This is a genomic window from uncultured Lawsonella sp. (assembly GCF_947252745.1).
Lineage (GTDB): Bacteria > Actinomycetota > Actinomycetes > Mycobacteriales > Mycobacteriaceae > Lawsonella.
This window is the reverse complement of sequence record NZ_CAMXWW010000010.1, coordinates 1-23,158: the sequence shown is the minus strand read 5'-3', so window position 1 is coordinate 23,158 and position 23,158 is coordinate 1. Positions and strand designations below refer to the sequence as shown.

Genomic DNA, 23,158 nt, shown 5'->3' with positions numbered 1-23,158 from the left:
GGCTTCACACCTGCTGTGTCGTTGCTGAGGTATAGAGGCAGATCGAGGCTGCGGCAGCGAGGTTCAGGCTTTCCGCCCGACCTCGGATAGGAATGGCCACAGTGTGGTCAGCTTGTGCGGCAACAGACGGGTCGAGACCGTGTGCTTCGCTGCCCATCAACCACGCTGTAGGACGGGTCAACAGCTCCCCCGCTTGATCCAGACGCACCTCGCCGTCCAATCTTGTTGCCAGCAACTGGATGCCGCAGCTTTGCAGCACGCTGAGAGCGGCTTCTGTATCACTCTCCCGGCATACTGGCAGGTGGTAGATGCTGCCAGCGGACGAGCGCACACACTTCGTGTTCTCGGGATCCACTGAGTGACCCGCGAAAACTACAAGATCTGCGCCAAAGGCGTCGGCGAGCCGGATCATTGTCCCCGCATTGCCGGGATCATTCGTGTCGACACCCACCAGTACCAGCTGTGGATGAGGCTGTTGGCCGAGAGCTGTCGCAAGATCAGTCACCGCCGACTGGCAGACAGCGTAAATGCCCGGCGGCGAGACAGTGTCAGTGAGGAGCTTGTCTGCTTTCGGGCTGATGTAGTGAATGTGCAAGCGACGATCACGCGCGCTCACCAGCGTACTGGCATAGCGTGCGGAGGCGTCTTCAGTGACGTAGATATCAACAACGTCACCATAGCGAATGGCCTCGGAAACGGCGTTCCACCCTTCTGCGAGGAACTGCCCAGTTTTGCGTCGCTGTGCGGGGCGGTGAAGTTTAGCTGCAGAAACGACCCGCGGAGTTCGTTCGGTGAAGATCTCCGCGGGTCGTTCGGAAGCGTGATGTGCCACAGGCGTGCGCCTTACTGCTACTCAGCAGCGGGGGCGTTGACGTCCTCCGGCAGTGCCTTGCGAGCGGTATCCACCAGAGCGGCGAAGGCAGCGGCGTCAGAGACGGCGATTTCCGCGAGGACCTTACGATCCAGCTCGACGCCTGCCAGACGCAGACCCTGCATGAAGCGGTTGTAGGTCATATCGTTCTGGCGGGCAGCAGCGTTGATACGCGCAATCCACAGTTTGCGGAAGTCTCCTTTACGGGCACGACGGTCCCGGTAGGAGTAAGTCATTGAGTGGAGAGTCTGCTCCTTAGCCTTGCGGTAGAGGCGGGAACGCTGACCGCGGTAGCCGGAGGCACCTTCCAGTACGGTGCGACGCTTCTTCTGGGCATTCACTGCCCGCTTTACTCGTGCCACGATGTCATCCTGTCGATTGTTAGGGGATAAAAAGTCTTGGGGGTGCTGGCTAGGTATTAGCCGAGGAGGCGCTTCACGCGCTTCACGTCAGCAACGGCAACGTCAGTGGTGCCGGAGATGCGACGGGTGCGACGGGAGGACTTGTGCTCCAGGAGGTGACGCTTGTTGGCCATCTCGCGGGAGAGTTTGCCGCTGCCGGTCTTCTTGAAACGCTTAGCGGTTCCCTTGTGGGTCTTCTGCTTAGGCATTATTCCTCAGTTCTTCTCGTGATCAGGGGCTGATCGGGGGATCCTAGGGGCGGAGGAGCTAACCCGGGTTAGTCTTCTCCAGCCTGCTGACGAGTCTTCTTCCCACGGTGGGGAGCAATAACCATCGTCATATTGCGGCCATCTTGCTTCGGACGAGCCTCGACAAAGCCGTACTCTTCGACGTCATTGGCGAGTCGTTCAAGCAGGCGGTAGCCCAGCTCAGGACGAGATTGTTCACGTCCACGGAACATGATGGTCACCTTGACCTTGGAACCTTTATTAAGGAAACGAACAACGTTTCCCTTCTTGGTCTCATAGTCGTGGTCGTCGATCTTGGGACGAAGCTTCTGCTCCTTGATCACGGTCTGCTGCTGGTTCTTGCGAGCTTCGCGAGCTTTCTGCGCAGCCTCATACTTGAACTTGCCGTAGTCCATGATCTTGCACACAGGTGGGTGGGCATTGGGAGCGACCTCAACCAGGTCGAGGTCAGCCTCGTACGCCAGCTTGAGAGCCTGCTCCACACGTACAATGCCCACCTGTTCCCCGTTGGGGCCTACCAGGCGGACTTCGGGAACACGGATTCGCTCATTAATGCGGGCGTCTTGATTGCTGATGGGGACTCCTCAATAGTTCGGATTCTGGTGACCGAAGTGATCCCATCGCATCCACGAAAAAGCCCCGCGGCGGCATTCTTACCGGCAGGGCCCATCGACCGTTAACTATCCTCACTACCCGACATACACGGGAGAAGGGACCTAACGGACCAGGAAACAATCGGAGCGGCGCTCCTGACGTCGACTGGTGGGATGGGACTCCACTTGCTTCTGAAGCATGCTTCAGACGGTCTTAGCCACGAGTGTACCGAAAAAGCCCTGGAATACCAATTCAGCGCCACACAGAATTTCTTACGAACCAGACCCGCTCTACGACGAAGTAAGCATCTCTGCCAAAAACTGCCCAGTGAAGGACTCCGGAACCTGTGCAACTTCTTCAGGAGTTCCCGCCGCTACAATGCGACCGCCACCGGATCCTCCTTCGGGTCCGAGATCAATAACCCAATCTGCAGATTTAATGACGTCAAGATTGTGTTCGATGACGATAACTGTATTGCCCTTATCAACCAGACTATTGATGACGTCGAGCAGCTTGCGGATGTCCTCAAAGTGCAGCCCGGTAGTCGGTTCATCAAGGATGTAGACCGTACTCCCAGTGGAGCGTTTCTGCAGTTCAGAAGCTAATTTGACACGCTGCGCCTCACCCCCAGACAGCGTGGTCGCAGGCTGCCCTAACCGCACATATCCCAAGCCCACATCCGCCAATGTGCTGAGATAACGGTGGATACTCGTAATGGGCTTAAAGAACTCAGCAGCTTCAACAATGGGCATATCCAACACCTCAGAGATGTTCTTGCCCTTGTAGCGCACCTCCAGCGTCTCCCGGTTATAGCGACGGCCATGGCAGACTTCACACGGCACGTAGACATCCGGGAGGAAGTTCATCTCGATTCTGATCGTGCCATCACCATGGCAGGCTTCGCACCGGCCTCCCTTCACATTGAAGGAGAAGCGACCGGGTTTGTAACCTCGCATTTTGGCATCAGGAGTAGCAGCAAAAAGCCCACGGATCTTATCGAAAACTCCGGTATAGGTTGCTGGGTTAGAGCGGGGAGTACGCCCAATAGGTGACTGGTCCACCTGTACCAATTTGTCCAGGTGCTCCAACCCCTCGATCCGCTTGTGGGAACCCGGCACCTGTCGAGCATGGTTAAGCTCATTCGCTAGGGCGGTCGCGAGAATATCGTTCACCAAGGTCGACTTGCCCGAGCCAGAGACACCTGTCACGCAAGTTAGTACGCCCAATGGGAACTGCACATCAATGTGCTGCAAATTATTCTCACGCGCATCCACCACAGTGAGAGTCTGATCCGGATCTACCGGGCGCCGGACGGCAGGTACTGCAATGGTGCGTCGTCCGGACAAATAGGCACCAGTGAGCGAATTCTCGACCTTCAGAAGCCCCTCGTAGGACCCTGAATAGACAATCTCTCCACCGAATTCGCCAGCGCCTGGACCAATGTCAACAACCCAATCAGCTTCCTGCATCGTCTCTTCGTCGTGCTCCACAACAATGAGAGTGTTTCCGAGATCGCGGAGACGTTTAAGAGTGGCAATGAGCTTCCGATTATCCCGCTGATGCAACCCAATGGACGGCTCGTCGAGAACATATAAGACCCCAGCCAGCCCTGATCCGATCTGAGTGGCGAGCCGAATACGCTGCGCTTCCCCTCCAGACAGAGTGGCCGCGGCACGCGACAGCGTCAAGTAGTTCAACCCCACATCCAGCAGGAACTGGAGGCGAGCACGAACTTCTTTGATGATACTGTGCGCAATCTCAGCTTCCCTGCTTCCGAGCTGAAGGCGATTGATGACCTCCAGGCACTCGTCAATCGACAGATCGGTCATATCTGCAATACTGAGTTCACGACCGTCATCGGTGGCAAGAGTGACCGCCAGAATCTCAGGCCGCAGGCGTTTTCCCTGACAGGACTCACACGGTACCGGCCGCATGAACGACTGGTAGCGCTCTTTCAGACTCTCCGAATCGGTGTACTCGAGCTTACGGTTGATATATGGGATGACGCCTTCGAAGGGAGCGGCGTAGCTGCGCCGTCGGCCGAACCGATTCTTATAGCTCACATGCACTTCATGAGACGACCCATATAGCACGCCCTTGCGCTGTGCCGCGGTGAGCTCATCCCAGGGAGTATCCATAGAAAAGTCCATAGCCTCCGCAAGACCGCCCAACAGCTTCTGGAAGTAGCTTTGGTTAGCTCCATACGCCCACGGCAAAACTGCCCCTTCTGCCAGGCTCTTGTCCCCATCCTGCACAATAAGTGCAGGATCGAGCTTCATGTGCGACCCCAACCCATCACAGTCCGGGCAGGCACCATAGGGAGAGTTGAAGGAAAACGAGCGGGGCTCCATTTCATCAAGGTCGAGACGGTGGCCATTCGGGCATGCCATTCGCTCCGAGAATCGCATCATGCGGTCCGGATCGTCCTCGAGTTTGTCCACCCATTCAATGACGACAATGCCGTTTGCCAGATTTAACGCCGTTTCGATGGAATCGGTCAGACGCTGCTTCGCTGAAGCCTTCACCATCATGCGGTCAACCACGACGTCGATATCGTGCTTCTCTTGCTTTTTGAGAGTGGGGGGTTCACTCAGTGGATAGATGCGCCCATCTACTCGAACACGCGCAAAACCTTCGCTTTGGAGACGAGTAAAGAGTTCGTGGAACTCACCTTTTCGAGTGCGCACCACCGGAGCCAGAATCTGGAATTTCTCTCGTTCTGGCAGTGTCAACACTTGATCGACAATCTGCTGTGGCGTCTGCCGAGAAATAACTGCACCACACTCTGGGCAGTGTGCAGTACCGGCACGCGCATAAAGCAGACGGAGATAATCGTAGATTTCGGTGATAGTACCCACCGTCGAGCGAGGATTCCGATTGGTCGCCTTCTGATCGATAGACACTGCCGGAGACAATCCCTCGATAATCTCCACGTCGGGTTTATCCATCTGTCCCAGGAACTGCCGCGCATAAGCAGAAAGGGACTCCACGTAACGACGTTGGCCTTCAGCAAAGATTGTGTCGAAGGCGAGGGAGGATTTACCGGAACCCGAAAGACCGGTGAAACAGATGAACGCATCGCGGGGCAGGTCGAGGTCAACACCTTTCAAATTGTGTTCGCGTGCGCCCCGCACAACCAGGCGTTCCGCCATCTGTCCTCCTTCGATGAGCTTCTCCCACTCATCGTAACGACCTCGTCAAACGACCTCTCGGCATGTTCGCCAGTAGCCAACAGCCCGACGCGGAACGTGCGCATTTCGAGTGGCGGAAGAGATCCACCGGTAGGGATCTGGAATAATGGATTATCTTGTTGTGCGCCGTTACCCGCTACCCTGCAGGTGACGTGAATGTTGCTATCTGTGTAAGGAGTACGCTCGTGCCAACTCCCCTCCCCCTGCCCGACTCTTGGGATGCCGAAGAACACCATCTGGCGGCGGTCTATCAGTTGGCAGAGGAAGAACGTGCAGCTACTGTGGCCAAACTACAGGCTGTCTTAGCCCAATCTGGGGGCACTCCACAGGCACGCAGTGAACGAGAATCCTACAACGCACTCTATACGTCCCAGATTCGTGCCATTGACGAGTCTCAGGCCGGGCTCTGTTTTGGGCGAATCGACATCGTTCCCGAGGCGATTGATGACACCCACATAGAGGCAGAGGCGACTCGCTATATCGGCCGCATGGGATTACTGGACAATGACCACGACTGTCGCCCCATGTTGGTGGATTGGCGTGCCCCCTTAGCACGCCCCTACTATTTGGCGACTACCGCGCACCCGGAGGGGGTGTGGCGCCGGCGCACTATCCACTCGTTGGGCCGCAAACTCACATCCCTTTCGGACGAGTTCTTGACGCATGGCGACACCCCCACAGGTTATCCCGATCCACAAGACATGGCGGATGGTGTCGCTTCTGAGTCCGCACTATTGAAAGCGCTTAATGCGCCCCGTACTGGTCATATGACGGATATTGTGGCGACGATCCAGCGGGAACAGGACGAAATTATTCGTTGCGAACATCGCGGCGTTGTCGTGGTGGAAGGGGGCCCTGGTACCGGTAAAACCGCTGTTGCGCTGCACCGCGCCGCATATTTGCTGTACACGTTCCGATCTATCCTAGAACGCTCTGGCGTACTCATAATCGGCCCTAACGACACCTTCCTGCGCTACATTAACCGTGTGCTCCCTTCACTGGGCGAGACTGGCGTAGTGCTCATGACCCTGGGAGATATGTTCCCTGGTGTGACTGCACGATCTGAAGACAGCCTAGCTGCGCAAGAAGTCAAGGGGTCGTTACTCATGGTCGATGTCCTCAAGCAGGCCATTCGGGCATGGCAGACAGTGCTCGCAGAACCCGTCACCATTCATGTTGATGGAACGCCATTCTCTGTCACCCCTCGAATGATTCGGCGGGCACGTGGGCGGGCACGCTCCAGCAGGCGCCCCCATAATCGAGCCCGGCAGATGTTCCATGACACCTTGGTTGAGGAGATTGTGGAGGCTTACGCGGCGGAGATTGGCACTGACCCTGAGCGTCCGGATCGCCCTGGTATGCTACTGTCCCGCTCCGATATTGCGGATTTGACGGAGGACCTGCTGCACTCCCCCGAAGTGCAGTCTCTGGTCGACGAGCACTGGCCCATCTTGACTGCCGAGCGTGTAGTGACGCGACTACTCACAGAAAGAACGCATGCGGAAGACGCCTGCGCAGGCATCCTCCCTGCAGGCGATATTGACTTTCTGCTGCGACCGGAGGGTAACCCGTTCACTGTGGCAGACGTGCCGCTCCTCGACGAGGCAGCAGAACAGTTAGGGCGCCCACCACGTTCCCAGGCCGACGCCACCCCCGGTGATAACTGGCAACAGATGGTCGAGGATGCGCAGGATGCCCTCGACATTCTCAAGGCGTCTGCATCTCTCGAGTTCGAGGATGAATCCGATAGCGAGATTCTCGCGGCCTACGACATCATTGACGCTCGCCGGCTGGCTGATCGTCACACGGACCAATCCTTCCTCACCACCGCAGAGCGTGCCGCACACGACCGCGAATGGGCTTATGGGCATGTCATTATTGATGAGGCCCAGGAGCTCTCTCCGCTCGCCTGGCGCATGGTGATGCGCCGGTCACCAAACCGGTGGATGACGATTGTTGGCGATACTGCGCAGACCTCTAATCCAGCTGGCGTGGAACAGTGGGAGGATGCGCTTTCTCCCTATGTGAGGAATCGCTGGCGTTCTTTTACACTGTCGGTCAATTACCGGACAACCCGGCAGATTATGGAGGCGAGTGAGGGTGTGTTGGCGGAAATCAATCCGGCAGCCCGCCTCCCTCGTTCCATCCGCAGTTCGCAGCATGAGGTGGAGCTCATTGATCGCGGTGAGGAGCAATGGAGTACAGCACTACGGCGCACCGTGCAAGAGCTCGCCCGCCTCTACCCGGATGAGCACCGTAGCTGCGGCATCCTAGTATCCCCTGCTGTACTGAGTGCACTGATGGACGAGTCCTCAGATCAACCCCTCAAAACACTTGTGGGCGCACCAGTATCACTGGTACAGGACGCGAAGGGACTGGAGTACGACTACGTTATCGTCACTGATCCAGTCGGAATAGTAGAGGCGTCTCCGCAAGGTCTCAATGATCTATTTGTGGCGATGACACGTGCTACCCAATCACTTGCCGTTGTACACGAAGGGGCACTGCCCTACTGTCTATCTGCGCTGGTGGAGTAACTCACCACCTAAGCGCGGCAAGCGACCGACAGCTCTCCGAACTGGGAGTGGCGATTACTCGATTCCGGCTTCTTCCATGTGGCGCACTTCCCGTTTGAGATCTGCAATTTCGTCTCGGAGACGGGCAGCGATCTCAAACTGGAGATCACGTGCGGCCGTGGCCATCTGGTCCGTGAGCTCAACAATAAGAGCTTCCATGCGCTTCCGCGGCATGTGTGCAGTATCCAGATTGTCCATTCCCGGCACTGCACTTTCCCCACCGGTACCACGTTTCCCTGCGGTATCGAGTTTGCCGCGCTGCGCGTGTTGTTGAGTTCGCGCCGCCAGTCGGGAACCTTTCTTCATCTCATGCGCAGCAGTTTCAGTGGTGCCATCGAGGTCGTCATAAAGCTCGTCGAGAATATCCGTAATCTGTTTGCGGAGTGGCTGTGGATCGATCCCATGTTCCTCGTTGTAGGCAATCTGTTTGGCGCGGCGCCGCTCTGTCTCGTCAATAGCATCCCGCATCGAGTCGGTGATCGAGTCCGCATACATGTGCACTTCGCCACTGACGTTTCGGGCAGCACGTCCAATTGTCTGGATCAGGGAGGTACGGGATCGGAGGAAACCTTCTTTATCAGCGTCGAGAATCGCCACGAGGGACACTTCCGGGAGGTCGAGGCCCTCCCGGAGGAGATTAATACCGACTAGTACGTCATAGGAGCCAAGTCGTAGCTGGCGGAGCAGTTCGACTCGCCGCAGTGTATCGATGTCGGAGTGAAGATAGCGTACGCGAACTCCTCGTTCCAGCAGGTAGTCGGTGAGGTCTTCCGCCATCTTTTTCGTCAGAGTTGTGACGAGGATGCGCTCGTCCTGGGCGGTTCGTTCCCGGATTTCTGCGAGGAGGTCATCGATCTGTCCCTTGGTGGGTTTGACGACTACTTTGGGGTCGATGAGCCCGGTGGGGCGAATAACCTGTTCGACTACCTCCCCATGAGCTGCCTCAAGTTCGAAGGGGCCGGGGGTGGCGGACATGTAGACGGTTTGCCCAACGCGTGCTTCGAATTCGTCAAAGGTGAGTGGCCGGTTGTCGAGTGCTGAAGGCAGCCGGAACCCGTGCTCGACCAGGTTGCGTTTGCGGCTCATATCGCCTTCGAACATGCCACCGATTTGCGGGACGGTGACGTGTGACTCGTCGATGATGGTGAGAAAGTCGTCAGGAAAATAGTCGAGCAGTGTGGCAGGTGGGGTCCCGGGGCCGCGTCCGTCAATATGCCGCGAGTAGTTTTCGATGCCAGAGCAGAACCCCATCTGCTCCATCATTTCAATGTCATAGGTGGTGCGCATGCGGAGGCGTTGCGCTTCCAGCAGTTTGCCAGCGGACTCCAACTGTTGCAGACGAGTATCGAGTTCTTGCTGAATTCCCTCGATGGCTTCTTTCATCCGTTCCGGGCCGGCCACGTAATGAGTAGCGGGAAAAATATGGAGGTTGTCCACCGGGCGGACGATGTCACCGGTGAGCGGGTTAAGGTAGTACAGGCCATCAATCTCGTCTCCGAAAAACTCGATGCGCACAGCGAGCTCTTCATAGGCGGGGATGATGTCGATCGTGTCGCCTTTGACTCGGAAAACACCACGGCTAAAAGCGATGTCATTACGGTCATACTGGATCTCTACGAGCAGTTTGATGAAGTCATCTCTATCGAGTTCGTCGCCGACGCGCAACAGAATAGACCGGTCAAGGTAGGACTGGGGGGTACCTAAGCCGTAGATACAGGAGACTGAGGCGACAACGACGACGTCTCGACGAGACAGCAAGCTCATGGTGGCGGAGTGGCGAAGCCGTTCCACATCCTCGTTGATGGAGGAGTCTTTTTCGATATAGGTATCAGTTTGCGCGATGTACGCTTCAGGCTGGTAGTAATCGTAGTAGGAAACGAAGTACTCAACTGCGTTATTCGGCAGGAGGGTGCGGAGTTCGTTGGCCAGCTGTGCTGCCAATGTCTTGTTAGGAGCCATGACCAGGGTGGGGCGCTGCACCTGTTCGATGAGCCAGGCAGCGGTAGCAGATTTTCCGGTACCCGTCGCGCCCATCAACACTGTGTCCCTATCGCCACGGTTAATTCGGCGAGCGAGTTCTGCAATTGCGGTCGGTTGGTCGCCAGCGGGTTGGAAAGGACTCTCGACACGGAAGGGCTGGGACGTGCGGAGGATCTCGCCGACCGGCCGGTAACCGGACTCGGGGAGGTCAGGGTGTTCGGTTGCGAAGGCCACGCCGTATCCTTCCATGCCTAGGGACGAGGGGTCTTCTCCATGCTACCGCGCACTATCTAGCGTCGCTTTCCCCGGTAAATCTGCTCAATTTCATCTTGAAAATGCAGGTTGATGGCGTGGCGTTTGAGCTTCATAGTGGCTGTAAGTTCACCATCCTCCTCAGTGAGGTCACGCGGAAGGATACGGAACCGTTTGATGGACTCCGCTCTCGATACTTGTTGGTTAGCCCGATCGATGGCGTCTTGGAGAATGCGACGCACATCGGGGTCGCGCTGGAGTTTGTCGATGGGGAGGTCGGGATCGCGACCGTTACTCTGCAGCCATTCTCGAACTGCTTCTCTATCTAAGGTGATGAGACAGCTGATATATTTCCGTCGATCACCGATGACAACTGCATGGCTGACGAGGGGGCAGCGGTCGATAACTGTCTCCAGTTTGGTTGGGGACACATTTTTACCCCCGGCAGTAACGATAATTTCTTTCTTCCGCCCGGTGATATAGACATAGCCTTCGCGATCGAGTGATCCCAGGTCTCCACTATGCAGCCAGCCGTTATCGAAGGCGTCAGCGGTAGCGTCATCATTATGCCAGTAGCCACTCGTGACCATACCACCCTTGAGGAGAACTTCTCCGTCATCGGCGATGCGGACAGAGCAGCCAGGGAGCGGACGGCCGATGGAGCCTATGTGCCACTCCCCTGGGCTGTTGACGGTAATTGCCGCAGAAGTTTCGGTAAGCCCATATCCCTCGTAGACGTCCACTCCTGCCCCGTGCAGGAAGTGTGCAAGCTCACTGTTGAGAGAACCACCGCCGGAGACAACCCATTGCAGTTCGCCGCCGAGGGTATCGCGAAGCGCACGGTAGATGAGGCGGTCATAGAACTGATGCCGTGCCCACATGGATACCGGTACCCGTGATTTATTAGCTATCCGCGAGTAATTGATTGCACTGTGATAGGAGTGGTCGAAAAGCCATTCACCCAGGGGGCCGGCGATCCGTGACTTGCGGCGCATCGCTTCCACGATTTTCTCGTACACGCGTGGCACGCCGACGAAGAGATGCGGTTTGAACCGCATAAACTGTTCGATCACCGTGCTGAAGTCGGACCAATAAGCTTGGGTGACGCCGCGATCAATACACATGAGCGAGATTGCGAGCTGGAAGACATGGGCGAGTGGGAGGAAGTTGAGAACCCGTTTGCCCGGTTGCACAGGATCTTGGGCAACAGCACGACCACCTAACGCTCGGATCTCATGGAGGATATTTCCGTGGGAGATCTGCACACCCTTGGGATCACCGGTGGTACCGGAGGTGAAGATGATGCAAGCGAGAGTTTCTGCATCGAGGGCGCCGATACGCCGGTCAAGTTCGAGATTGCAGCCGACTGCGCCGCGCCCTGCCGCGACAATGAGATCAGTGGCGGACTGCTCGATGACGTAAATATCCTGCAGTGTTGCAGGTTTGTCCTTTTGTAGGACAGTTCCCAGGTGTTGTGGTTTTTCCACGACGAGGAACTGCGCCCCAGAATCCTCCAAAATGTGGTGGACCTGTTCTGCGGATGATGAGGGGTAGATGGGGACGAGAACTGCTCCGCAGCTCCATACGGAGTAGGCGAAGAGCATCCACTCGTAGCGGGTCTGTGATAGTAAAGCTATCCGGTCACCTGGGCGGATTCCGAGGCTAATCCAACCGCGGGAGAGCGCGCGCACTTCTGCTGCGAAGTGGCGGGCGGACACGTCAACCCAGTCGGAAAGGACAGGCCTCTGGAAGAGCACACGATCAGGTGCTTCTTCGGACTGCCGGTAGAGTGAATCGACGATCGACTCGTCGGACTCCACACGATAGACCAGTGGCGTGGTGTATTCACGCAATCCGCATACTCCTCCCGGCAACCCCCTGTATAGGAGGATTTTCCTTCAGTTTAGGAAGCGGAGCAAACCAATGCCACTGTGCTAAGTGTGTGTTCCCCGACCGAGTGCTCCAATTTCCTGCTCGATGACGGAACGAGCAACAGCCATCACTCGGCCAGACTCGGCAATATCCTGCCGCACGGAGAGGTCCATCTGATTGGAGGCGGTGCGGAACCCGGAGCGGGCGACGAGGTTATCGATACGGTCATCCAGGTCATCCACGGAGCGGTAGTCACTCCAGCGCACTAACTCACTATCGACAATGTCGACTGCATCGGCCAGAGCGACAAGTGCTACAACACGGTCAACGAGCTCGGTCCAGACTTCTCCGAGCTCCCGGAGGCGATTGCGGTGGGTAACGCCATGCTGAAGACCACGTTTCCGCAGCGCTGCAGAAACGTCTCGCAGCTCCACAATGTCACTGGCCACTTCCATCACTTCGGCGGTGATGTCGATGCTGGAGGCTTGGGCAGCGAGTGCGTCACCGTGCCAGGCAGGTGACCTGTCGAGGCGGTCCATCACGATACCCAGAATGTAGAGGGCAGCATCGTAGGAATCGGCGAAATAGAAGGTCGCCGCCTGTACTCGGAGGAGCTGCTCACGGCTGGAGGTCCAAGATTCGTCTTCCACTGGACGTCCGGCGATGACTCGGGAAATGCCAGAGACTGCATCGTTGACAATCTTGCGCATTGAGCTCATATCGCCGCGCAGTGCATCGGGAACACGGTCAAGCACCGACTCTAATGCGCTCCCTGAACGGGTCGGTGCAGGTCCCGCGCTCTGCGCTCCATGCCCATCAGCACCCGTGCCAGCTCTGCGGGGTGCGGTCGGGGCGCTACTTTGCGTTGGGTCCTCCGAAGGGTCCACTAGTGCTTGTTGCTCAGCGTTAAATGCCCAGAGAGGAAGATCCGTGCGGTTAAAGGTTCGGAGTCGGTAGCGGTCCGTAGAGGGGCCCACTTTCTCGGCATACTCAACCTTGCTCGGAACTGCGCAGCGACAGAGCGCATCAAAGATAATGTTGCGTTGGCTTGTATTGAGGAAAATCCCGTTACGTTTTTCCTCCCGTAGTCCCATCCACGACTTGGCGAATGCTGGATCAGAGATAAAGGCGCGCCGGTAACCGCCCAGTGACCCCATATATTTGCGGTAGCGTCGATGTGCTAGTGCCGACCGGACATCGTTAGCCATGAGTTTGCCGTCGTCCGTGATGAACTTGTCATTACGGAGTGCCGTGGTGGGGTCACCATTGGCGACATCATGCCATTCGTGGGCAGTTGCGGCAATGCGACTAAGCTCTTCCACACCCCCGGTTCGTGGAGTGGTAGACCCTTTCTGTAGGCGCGCGTGCAAAATACCCCGCATATTCTGGTCCAAATAGCCAGCACTCAGTGCCAGCGCGGCTTTATCTGAGAGACGATAGGCAGCGCTTGTAACGGGGATGGCAGCGTCACGCAGCCATCCCTCGACGGCTGCTCTGACCTGTTTTCCTTGGTTGGGCATTATCAGTATTCACCTCATCGGGGCAGTCACTATGACTGTACTGGTTGAAGAGTCTGCTGTGCGGGAGTCCACCGAAACTTTCTGTTTCTGCCAAAGTTCCCCGGGGAACGCCATCTGCTCTGCACTCGGCAGCGCTGTGAGGATTCCTGGGTAGGTCGCCAAAATGGCACGTGCTGCGCGTACCGCGGAATTGAAGCGCTTTCCGGCGAGCTCTCCTTCCAATACTTCACACCGCTCGGTACGAGGATCGATCGCAACGGCCAGAGTTTCTGGCCCCAAAAATGTGTATTTTTCCCAACCGGGCAATGGGCTCGCCACTCTTCCGCCGCCTCCTTTCCTGCACGACGAGGGAATTCACTGCTCTGGACAGAATCCTTTACTCCACTCTAAAACGGATAACCGAGCTTGTCAGTTCCCATAGCAGCGGTCATTTTCTCATCCGCTCGGTAGCATCAAAGACATGACGCACGAGCACACCGCCTCCCACAAGTGGGGCCTCGCCAAGGGCTACCGTGGAGCTGACCATGCATGGCATCCTTACTCTGCCGATTCGATCAAGGCAGTGGAGACTGCGCTCGAGACCCATCTTCCTGTGTCATCTCAACAACGATTCGCAGGTCTCCCGGCCACCGCCGTGGTGGAAGAAGAGAAGCTGCACTACCTGACTCTCTCTGCACCACAGTCAGAGTGGGGTCTGCTGCAGTTAGCGGACTGGGAAGTACACTTGGAGGACGGTTCACGGGTCCCGCTGCGCCTTGTCACTGTTGAACTTCCCGGGAAGAAAGATCCGGTGCTGGCTGCCGAGCTGCCATCTGCTCTCCCCCAGGGTTACCACCGGCTGGTAGTCATCTCGGCTGATGTCACCTATCGGACCACACACATTATTGTGACTCCTTCTTACCTCCAGATTTCTCCGAATCAGCAGAATGTGTGGGGGTTGACTACCCAGATTTACGCCCTTCGCGGCGATCAGTCCTGGTCCATGGGAGATAGCCACGATCTGAAAGAGCTGTGCTGCTGGGCTGCCCGAGAAGGTGCCGACTTCGTCAGCATCAACCCTATTCATGCAGGTTCTACGGTGGCCCCAGTAGAAAACTCGCCCTATTTACCCAGGTCCCGCCGTTATCTTTCTGTTCTCATGCTGGCGGTCGAGGATCTGCCGGAATACCAATCAGCATCGGCAGAGTGTCGTGCTGCTATTGATGCCCTCGCGGCGCCACTGAAAACACGCAACCAGTCCCCGGAACTACTTGATCGGAGTGCCGTCCACAGTGCGAAGATGGCAGCGCTAGAGCTCTTGTTCAGTGACGGCATGTACGCGCTCCGCCTCGATCATTTTGAGGAGTTCTGTCAGCAGGAGGGTTCCCAGCTGCGGGATTATGCGTTGTGGTGTGCGCTGGTCGAGGAGTATGGAGAGGATCATCCGATTCTGTGGGAGAACGACCATGGTCCCTCTTCTGCATGGGCGGTAGAGAAATCTGTGGAGCATGCCAAGCGGATAAAATTCCACCAGTGGGTGCAATTCCTTCTTACGGATCAGCTGCAAGATGTACAACGAGCAGCTAAGGCTGCGGGGATGAGTATCGGCATTGTTCACGATCTGGCCGTTGGGGTGGGGCTCCACTCTGCCGACGTCTGGTCGCTCCCCTCCCTGATGGTTCCAGAAGTCACCGTTGGTGCCCCACCGGACGCCTACAACCAGTTGGGGCAGAACTGGAATCAGCCACCATGGCATCCGAAATCGCTGCAAGAAGTAGGGTATGCCCCGTTCGTCCAGATGATTCGCAAACTGTGCGAAACGGGCGGTGGAGTACGGATTGACCACATTCTGGGTCTTTTTCGTTTGTGGTGGATTCCCCGCGGTATGCCTCCGACTGCTGGCGTTTACGTACCTTTCCCCTACCATGACCTGCTACGCATTGTCATCCTCGAAGCCCATCGGCACGGTTGTGTGATTATCGGGGAAGATCTCGGAACTGTTGAGGATTATGTGCGAGAAGCGCTGTGCCACTATGGTATTTGGGGAACCTCCGTACTCTGGTACGAGTACGACGACAATGGTCAACTACGTGTCCCCGAGACCATCCGTCGCGACTGCATGATGACGGTGAGTACGCATGACATGCCTCCTGTCTCCGCGTATCTTGCGGGAAAACAGGTAGACCTGCGGGATAGTTTGGGCATCTTGGGACAACCCCGAGAGGCTGAATGGCAGGATTATCTCCGTAACCGTGCTGACATCGTAGAGATGGGGACCCGCATGGGGGTGTGGCCAAGTGACACGCTCCCCGGCAGCGACGCAGAAGTCCTGGCGATTCATCAACTGATGTGGCTGGCCCCGGCCACCGCAAAAGCTATTTCTCTCGCTGATATTGTGACGGAGCAGCGTTCCGAGAATGTTCCGGGAACCGATACGGAATACCCCAACTGGTTGGTTCCCTTATGCGATCGAGAAGGCCGCGCCGTTAGTCTTCAACAGGTGCAGGAGTCACCCATGTGGGCTGCTATGAAGCGTGACGTTATGGACAATCCCTAAAGATTCCTTGACTTTTTCGATGAATTTTGCAATCAAAAACATCTACTCTTTTGGCGCTAAAATGAGGCCAAAATCTCGAAAAAAACTTTTCATCTATCACAGAACCGCAGGTGAAAGGCTCAGACCAGTTTGGCAAGCTACGGCAACTAAACTAAACTTAACCGTGTGAGCAGTAAGAGTAAGTCTTCCAGTGACGCCAAGCGCGTCACCATCTATGACGTAGCCCGTGAAGCCGGAGTGGCACCCTCTACCGTGTCCCGTACCTTTTCCCGCCCCGGACGAGTCAATGCCGAAACCGCAGCCCGAGTTCGCAAAGTGGCGGAGAAAATCGGCTACCGGGCAGCAACCGTCAGCTTCACCTCTGCACAGTCCACCCAACTCATTGCCGTTGCGGTCCCCGATATCGCCAACCCGACATACGCAGAGACTATCAAAGGCATCCGCCGCGAGGCGCTCGCTGCCGGCTACTCAACTATTCTGCTTGACGCTACTGAGATCGATGACCAGAACAGCGAAACCCTTGAACGCTCGATGGGACTCGCCGAAGGTCTCATCCTTGTCTCCCCACGTCTCCCCGATGCAGCCATCCAGGCAATGGCCAAGCAGCGCCCAGTAGTCACTCTGAACCGTGAGGTACCCGGTGTGCCCGCCGTCATCAGCGATGCCCGCCAAGGCGTCCAAGAAATGGTCGCTCACCTATACGACCTTGGCCACCGCTCCCTCACCTTCCTCCCGGGACCCGTCCACTCCTACGACGACGCCCAGCGGTGGCAGGCACTCCTCGAACAGTGCTCCCGCCGGAAGATGGCCATCCGTCGTACTCCCCCGCGCCGCCCCACCGTCGCCGGCGGTGCGGCTGCCGCCCGTGAATGGATGCAACGCCGTACCTCCGCTGTCATCGCCCATAACGACCTCATGGCCATGGGATTCATGATTGCAGTAAAGTCTGTCGGCATTGATGTCCCCCGCGATGTATCCGTGGTAGGCACCGACAACATCTTCATGAGTGCACTGGTTACCCCCGCGCTCACCACCGTTACTGCGTCTCGCCGAACCCAAGGCTCACTGGCCTTCAGCCAGCTACTGGAACAGCTCCGTCACCAGCATCGCGATGTTGGCCACCTCACCACTACTGTGCAGATGAAGCTAGTCGAGCGCGAATCTACCGACCGCGTTCATAGTCTGCGCCGTTAACGATAACTGTCCCGAACCGCCGCATTTTCTTCCTCCTGCGAGAAAGAGATGCGGCGTTCGTTTATCATCACAAGGAGGCTGCATCATGCCCACTCCCTACCGGATTCTCATGATCTGCACTGGAAATATCTGCCGGTCGATTATGGCTGAGATCATCGTTCGGGAAGAAGCTGCAGCGCGTGGTCTCGATCCCTCCACTATTGAGATCCGCTCAGCGGGAGTAAGCACGGAAGAAACCGGCAACGGTATCGACTATCGTGCACAGGCAGAGTTGGCGCGGGCGGGCTACCCGACCCCAGCACACCGTGCGCATCAGGCCACTCGCGCAGAGCTCTCACAGGCTGACCTCATCCTGGCCATGACAGCTGGGCATGTGTGGGGTCTTGAGAGACTCTGCCAACGTTTCGGGCTCCACGATCGCCCCATCCTACTCTTCCGCACCTTTGACGACGTCTGTAACCCGCAACGTATTATCAGCCCAGAGATTGCAGACCAGATTCTCGATGTAGAAGACCCTTGGTATGGAGGTCCAGAGGACTTTGTGACGACACGGGAAACACTAGAACGGTGTGCTCCTGTGATTGTCGACTACGTTGAGCAGCAGCTTTCCAAGTAGTGCCACACACCGCTCGCTCGCTCTCGCAACTCGTCTACTGTGCCGTCATTGTCGATAATGATATCGGCGAGTGCCCGCCGTTCCTCGTCAGTGGCCTGCTGTGCCATCCGCGCACGCGCATCCTCGACTGCCAGGCCTCGCTGGTGTACGAGCCGCTCCAGACGCTGCTCGACGGGCGATAGCACCATGACAATGTACTCAAACATACCTGCCATGTTGTGCTCAACAAGGAGAGGGACATCATAAACAGCCAGCTGGGGACATGGAGCTGCCGCAAGAAGTTCTGCCGCACGTGCGGCGATTGCAGGCTGAAGAATGGCGTTGAGCTGCTCGGTGTGGGTGGAATCGACAAATGCGCGCTGCGCCAAGAGCGTCCGGTTGAGTGTTCCGTCTGGTTGGACAAGGTCGTTTCCGAACTGAGCGGCTAGAGCTGCTAGCCCTGGTGTTCCGGGTGCAACGACTTCTCGTGCTACCTGATCTGCATCGACTACGGTGGCTCCCAGTTCTCGCCATACTGCGGCGACCGTAGATTTTCCCGATCCGATTCCTCCGGACAGACCGATCACAGGTCGTTCCTCTCCTTGTGGTGAGTCGTCGAGCTATATCGATTCTAGTTTAGTAAGTGACGATAAAGAACTGCGGAGGAAGCAAGATGCTTCCTCCGCAGTTCTGACGTGTAGTGGGACAGTACTCGGAGTACGTCCGCGCTAGCAGTGACTAGTTTCCAGCGAGCTTCTCACGCAGGGCGTTGAGCTGCTCATCAGAGGCAAGGGAGCCATGGGCTTCGTCAGCAGCCGGAGTCTGTGCGGTGTAGTCGCCCTCGGGGGCAGCTTCGCCAGCTTCAGCGGCAGCAATACGGTTGGCTTCTACCTGCTTGGTGTGGAGCTGGTGGCGACGCTCGGCTTCTGCGTAGCGAGCCTCCCATTCTTCACGCTGCTTCTCGTAGCCTTCGATCCATTCGTTGGTTTCAGGGTCGAAGCCTTCGGGGAAGATGTAGTTGCCCTGCTCATCGTAAGAGTCGGACATACCATACTTGGCGGGATCGAACTCTTCGGTGTAGTCAATGTCAGCCTGCTTGAGGGACAGGGAGATACGACGACGCTCGAGGTCGATGTCGATGACCTTGACCATGACTTCCTGGCCAACGGTGACGACCTGATCCGGAACATCCACGTGGCGCTCTGCCAGCTCGGAGATGTGGACGAGGCCCTCGATGCCTTCTTCGACACGCACGAAGGCGCCGAAGGGGACGAGCTTGGTGACCTTGCCGGGCACAATTTGGCCGATGGCGTGGGTCCGGGCGAACTGACGCCAGGGATCTTCCTGGGTTGCCTTGAGAGACAGGGAGACGCGCTCGCGGTCCATGTCGACGTCGAGAACCTCGACGGTAACTTCCTGGCCGACCTCGACAACCTCGGACGGGTGATCAATGTGCTTCCAGGACAGCTCGGAGACGTGAACGAGTCCGTCTACGCCGCCCAGGTCCACGAAGGCACCGAAGTTAACGATGGAGGACACGACACCCTTGCGGATCTGGCCCTTCTGCAGTTGGTTGAGGAACTCGGAGCGAACCTCAGACTGGGTCTGCTCGAGGAAGGCGCGACGCGACAGCACTACGTTGTTGCGGTTCTTGTCGAGCTCGATGATCTTGGCTTCAAGTTCCTTGCCAACGTAGGGCTGCAGGTCGCGAACGCGACGCATTTCCACGAGGGAGGCAGGCAGGAAGCCACGCAGTCCGATATCCATGATGAGGCCGCCCTTGACGACCTCGATGACGGTGCCCTTGACCGGCTCGTCCTTTTCCTTGAGTTCTTCGATGGTGCCCCAGGCACGCTCGTACTGAGCACGCTTCTTGGACAGCATCAGGCGGCCTTCTTTGTCCTCTTTGGTGAGAACAAGGGCTTCAATGGTGTCGCCAACTTCGACGATTTCGCTGGGGTCGACATCATGCTTGATAGAAAGCTCACGTGAAAGGATGACGCCTTCGGTCTTGTAGCCGATATCGAGGAGGACCTCGTCGTGGTCGATCTTGACGACAGTGCCTTCGACGATGTCACCGTCGTTGAAGTACTTGATGGTGGCGTCGACAGCGGCGAGGAAGTCCTCAGCAGTGCCGATATCGTTGACGGCTACCTGCTGAGTGTTGTTAGTAGTGGTCATAGGGTTGGTAACTCCGGACTACGGAATGTATCAGGTGTTCATGGAATAGTCATTGCCTGCGTCCGCACCCCGGAAAGGAACACAGCAGCCCGGACGGAACACACGCAGTTACCAATACTACTGCTCACCACAGTGTGAGACAAGCTGCATTAACGCTGGTAATCCACTGTTCACTTAATGCGCCGCAGCATTCCAGGTAGCCCCAAAACCAACCGAAACCTCCAGTGGAACTGCCAACTCGACAGCAGAGTCCATACACTCCGATACCCGAGCCTCCAATGCCTCCCGCTCGCCCGGCGCAACCTCGCACACCAACTCGTCATGTACCTGCAGAAGAACACGAGAGCGCAGGTCAGAGTGCTGCAGAGCAGAATCCACCCGCAGCATCGCCAATTTGATGATGTCTGCGGCGGTGCCTTGAATAGGTGCGTTAAGAGCAGCTCGCTCGGCGTTTTCCCGGACAACCCGATTACTCGAGGTCAGTTCGGGGAGATACCTACGCCGCCCGAACATTGTTTCCGTGTATCCAGTCTTCCGGGCTTCTTCCACCACATTGTGGAGATAGTCGTGCACCCCTCCGAATCGTTCAAAGTAGTTCTCCATGAAGCGTTTCGCTTCTGCAACGGGTATATCGAGCTGTCGAGCTAGCCCATAAGGCGAAAGCCCGTAGGCAAGACCATAGCTCATCGCTTTCGTACGCCGCCGTAGTTCTGGAGTCACTCCATCTAGTGGCACATCGAAGGCGACAGAGCCCACGTAGGAGTGCAAATCTTCCCCGCGGCGGAAGGCCTCAATGAGCCCTTCATCCTTCGACAGGTGGGCCATGACGCGCATCTCGATTTGCGAGTAGTCGGCGGTGAGGAGTCCTTCGTAGCCCTTTCCGGCGACGAAGATCTCGCGGATGCGTTTACCCTCATCTGTCCGCACCGGAATGTTTTGGAGATTCGGGTCTGTTGAGGAGAGACGGCCAGTGGTGGTAATCGTCTGATTGAACGTGGTGTGGATACGCTCGTCATCACTCACCGAGTTGATGAGTCCAGTCACTGTGGTCTTGAGTTTGGTGGCTGCACGGTGCCCTAATAGTGCGGCAAGGAAGGGATGGCCAGTCTTCGTATACAGCATTTCGAGAGATTCTGCATTGGTGGAGTAGCCAGTTTTTGTTTTCTTAGTCTTTGGCATTCCCAGCTGGTCGAACAGAACCGCTTGCAGCTGCTTCGGTGATCCCAAGTTGACGGTGTCGTCACCAATGGCTGCATAAGCCTCCCGCTCGAGCAATGCAGCTTGAGCGGAAAAATCATCTTCGAGCTCGTGGAGGGCTCGGCTAGAAACAGCAATTCCATCGTGCTCCATACGCTGAAGCACCATGACGAGAGGCATCTCCATCTCGTGAAAGAGACGCGTTTCCCCGTAACCATCTAGTTCCTCGCTTAGTTGTGCAACGAGGGCAAGCAGGTAAGCTGCCCGCCTTGCGAGATTCTCTCGGAACTGGTCGTTCTCGTCAGCCACCTCGAGGAGACTGAGTTGCCCATCCTCCGGGGGTGCCAATTCTGCTCCGGTATGACGCCGTACAACATCGTCAAAACTGGTAGCACGTTGGCCGGGCCGAACCAAGTAGGATGCCACCAACGTGTCGAAGTACACACCGTTGAGCTGCCACCCGCGACCAGCGAGGCAATGCGCACACTGCTTAGCATCGTGGAAGGCTTTCTTCACCGCCGGATCAGCCAGCCATTCCCCTAGGGCGTCCTCATCGGTTGGGCTCAGGGAGGCTGGTGTGCACACCAGCTGCTCACCGGTGGGGCTGGCGATAGCGAGGGCGTCAACATCACCTGCCACAATGCTGGCGGGACCCGTCACCACCAGCCCATAGACTCCCTCATCTCGTCCATGCTCAGATAGCCAGTCCGCAACTCCGTCAGGTTCAGCAACGGTAAGGGTGAGGGACACTTCGGCGGCCGGTGCTTCGTTTGTATCAGGAGAAACACTGAACGCTGCGAATACGCGTTCGCGGAGGCGGGAGCCAAACTCTAGTTTGTCGAAAACCTCGTTGATGGGTGCCTCGTCCACTGGGGTACGGGCGGCATCTGCAAGGTCGAGATTCATGTCCACATCCCGCACCATGGTGGTGAGGTAGGCGTTCCGCTTCACATCCTCAAGGTGAGCACGCAGATTCTCCCCCACCTTGCCTTTGATCTCATCGGCATGGGCAATGATCTCCTCCAGAGACCCGTAAAGATTGAGCCACTTTGCTGCAGTCTTCTCTCCAACCTTGGGAACACCCGGGAGGTTATCTGAAGGATCCCCTCGCAAGGCCGCCATATCAGGGTATTGCTGCGGGGTGACGTCATAACGCTCTTTCACCTGTGCTGGCGTATAGCGCACCAGGGTCGACACCCCCTTTGTGGGGAAGAGAACCGTCGTGTAGTCGTCGATGAGCTGGAATGAGTCCCGGTCGCCCGTACAGATCAGGGAGTGTTTTCCGGAGTCCTCGGCGATACGCGATAACGTGGCGATGAGGTCATCCGCCTCATATTCGGTACTAGAGACGGTGGGGATGCCGAGCGCCTGCAGTACCTCCCGGATGAGCTCCACCTGCCCAATGAACTCAGCAGGGGTTTCTGATCGTTGTGCCTTGTACTCGGGGTAGGCGCGGTTGCGGAAGGTGGCACGCCCCTCATCGAACGCCGCCACAATATAGTCCGGCTGTTCTTCAGAAACGAGATTAGTGAGCATAGAGAGGAACCCATAGACCGCATTGGTATGCTGCCCCGCGCTTGTACTGAAGCCTTCCGGAGGTAACGCGAAAAAGGCGCGGAAGGCAATGGAATGCCCATCGAGGAGCAAAACAACAGGACGGGTGGGGGTGGTTTCTGCAGTCACCCCTTCAGCTTAGACAATCTACACACTGTCTGGGAGACACGCTCTACACTGGGTAGGCACTTCACGAGAGCACATGAACTGTATTTCAGCACGAGGAATCAGCTGGCTTTGCATCGAGTTCGGGAGAGAGTTTTTCTCTCGTCGGGGTTCTCCATTAAACTTAGCCGCAGGCACTGAGCGCCTCGCGCTTTGCCCTCGTAGCCCAATTGGCAGAGGCAACGGATTCAAAACCCGTCCAGTGTGGGTTCGAGTCCCACCGAGGGCACT

General features: G+C 57.0%; 15 protein-coding genes and 1 tRNA gene. 5 read left to right on the top strand and 11 right to left on the bottom strand.

What is annotated here, in order from left to right; translation table 11 throughout:
• Positions 1–4: 4 nt before the first annotated feature.
• The 5 genes from Q0X28_RS07715 to uvrA form a co-directional block, all read right to left on the bottom strand.
• On the bottom strand, positions 5–832 hold the full coding sequence (locus Q0X28_RS07715) for an RNA methyltransferase (protein WP_296239702.1): 828 nt from the start codon (positions 830–832) through the stop codon (positions 5–7).
• 17 nt (positions 833–849) lie between these two features.
• The gene (gene rplT / locus Q0X28_RS07710) at positions 850–1,233 is read right to left on the bottom strand and encodes a 50S ribosomal protein L20 (RefSeq protein WP_296239701.1); all 384 of its coding nucleotides are present in this window, start codon (positions 1,231–1,233) and stop codon (positions 850–852) included.
• 56 nt (positions 1,234–1,289) lie between these two features.
• Positions 1,290–1,481 (bottom strand): 50S ribosomal protein L35, encoded by a 192-nt coding sequence (rpmI, locus tag Q0X28_RS07705; protein WP_296239699.1) that lies wholly within the window; start codon positions 1,479–1,481, stop codon positions 1,290–1,292.
• Between the two features lie 68 nt (positions 1,482–1,549).
• On the bottom strand, positions 1,550–2,095 hold the full coding sequence (gene infC / locus Q0X28_RS07700; RefSeq protein WP_296239720.1) for a translation initiation factor IF-3: 546 nt from the start codon (positions 2,093–2,095) through the stop codon (positions 1,550–1,552).
• A 309-nt stretch (positions 2,096–2,404) separates the two neighbouring features.
• The gene (gene uvrA / locus Q0X28_RS07695; RefSeq protein ID WP_298577402.1) at positions 2,405–5,266 is read right to left on the bottom strand and encodes an excinuclease ABC subunit UvrA; all 2,862 of its coding nucleotides are present in this window, start codon (positions 5,264–5,266) and stop codon (positions 2,405–2,407) included.
• Between the two features lie 224 nt (positions 5,267–5,490).
• Here uvrA and Q0X28_RS07690 point away from each other — a divergent pair, with 224 nt between their 5' ends.
• The gene (locus Q0X28_RS07690; RefSeq protein WP_296239696.1) at positions 5,491–7,842 is read left to right on the top strand and encodes an ATP-binding domain-containing protein; all 2,352 of its coding nucleotides are present in this window, start codon (positions 5,491–5,493) and stop codon (positions 7,840–7,842) included.
• A gap of 54 nt (positions 7,843–7,896) precedes the next feature.
• On the opposite strand, the gene uvrB is transcribed toward Q0X28_RS07690, so the two are convergent.
• The 3 genes from uvrB to Q0X28_RS07675 all read right to left on the bottom strand — a co-directional run bounded on the left by uvrB (position 7,897) and on the right by Q0X28_RS07675 (position 13,505).
• The gene (uvrB, locus tag Q0X28_RS07685) at positions 7,897–10,095 is read right to left on the bottom strand and encodes an excinuclease ABC subunit UvrB (protein ID WP_298577400.1); all 2,199 of its coding nucleotides are present in this window, start codon (positions 10,093–10,095) and stop codon (positions 7,897–7,899) included.
• Between the two features lie 56 nt (positions 10,096–10,151).
• Positions 10,152–11,966: a long-chain fatty acid--CoA ligase gene (locus Q0X28_RS07680; RefSeq protein WP_298577398.1), complete on the bottom strand. Its 1,815-nt coding sequence runs from the start codon at positions 11,964–11,966 to the stop codon at positions 10,152–10,154.
• A gap of 81 nt (positions 11,967–12,047) precedes the next feature.
• Positions 12,048–13,505 carry a hypothetical protein gene (locus Q0X28_RS07675; protein WP_296239692.1) on the bottom strand — a complete coding sequence of 486 codons (1,458 nt, stop codon included), beginning with the start codon at positions 13,503–13,505 and terminating at the stop codon, positions 12,048–12,050.
• 460 nt (positions 13,506–13,965) lie between these two features.
• On the opposite strand from Q0X28_RS07675, the gene malQ reads away from it, so the two are divergent.
• From malQ to Q0X28_RS07660, 3 genes are all read left to right on the top strand, one after another.
• Positions 13,966–16,041 (top strand): 4-alpha-glucanotransferase, encoded by a 2,076-nt coding sequence (malQ, locus tag Q0X28_RS07670; protein ID WP_298577395.1) that lies wholly within the window; start codon positions 13,966–13,968, stop codon positions 16,039–16,041.
• 165 nt (positions 16,042–16,206) lie between these two features.
• The gene (locus Q0X28_RS07665; RefSeq protein WP_296239690.1) at positions 16,207–17,235 is read left to right on the top strand and encodes a LacI family DNA-binding transcriptional regulator; all 1,029 of its coding nucleotides are present in this window, start codon (positions 16,207–16,209) and stop codon (positions 17,233–17,235) included.
• A gap of 85 nt (positions 17,236–17,320) precedes the next feature.
• Positions 17,321–17,851, top strand: coding sequence for a low molecular weight protein-tyrosine-phosphatase (locus tag Q0X28_RS07660; protein ID WP_296239689.1), 531 nt, complete (start codon positions 17,321–17,323; stop codon positions 17,849–17,851).
• On the opposite strand, the gene coaE is transcribed toward Q0X28_RS07660, so the two are convergent.
• The 3 genes from coaE to polA all read right to left on the bottom strand — a co-directional run bounded on the left by coaE (position 17,824) and on the right by polA (position 22,855).
• Positions 17,824–18,417, bottom strand: coding sequence for a dephospho-CoA kinase (coaE, locus tag Q0X28_RS07655; RefSeq protein ID WP_296239688.1), 594 nt, complete (start codon positions 18,415–18,417; stop codon positions 17,824–17,826). The two genes, Q0X28_RS07660 and coaE, sit on opposite strands and share 28 nt — an antisense overlap.
• Positions 18,418–18,568: 151 nt before the next feature.
• Positions 18,569–20,011, bottom strand: a complete 1,443-nt coding sequence (gene rpsA, locus Q0X28_RS07650) for a 30S ribosomal protein S1 (protein ID WP_298577393.1) — start codon at positions 20,009–20,011, stop codon at positions 18,569–18,571.
• Positions 20,012–20,185: 174 nt separating this feature from the next.
• Entirely contained in the window at positions 20,186–22,855 is a 2,670-nt protein-coding gene (gene polA, locus Q0X28_RS07645; RefSeq protein ID WP_367270682.1) for a DNA polymerase I, read from the bottom strand.
• A gap of 227 nt (positions 22,856–23,082) precedes the next feature.
• Between polA and Q0X28_RS07640 the strand changes: the two genes are divergently transcribed.
• A tRNA-Leu gene (locus Q0X28_RS07640) sits at positions 23,083–23,156 on the top strand.
• The last annotated feature ends 2 nt before the right edge of the window (positions 23,157–23,158 follow it).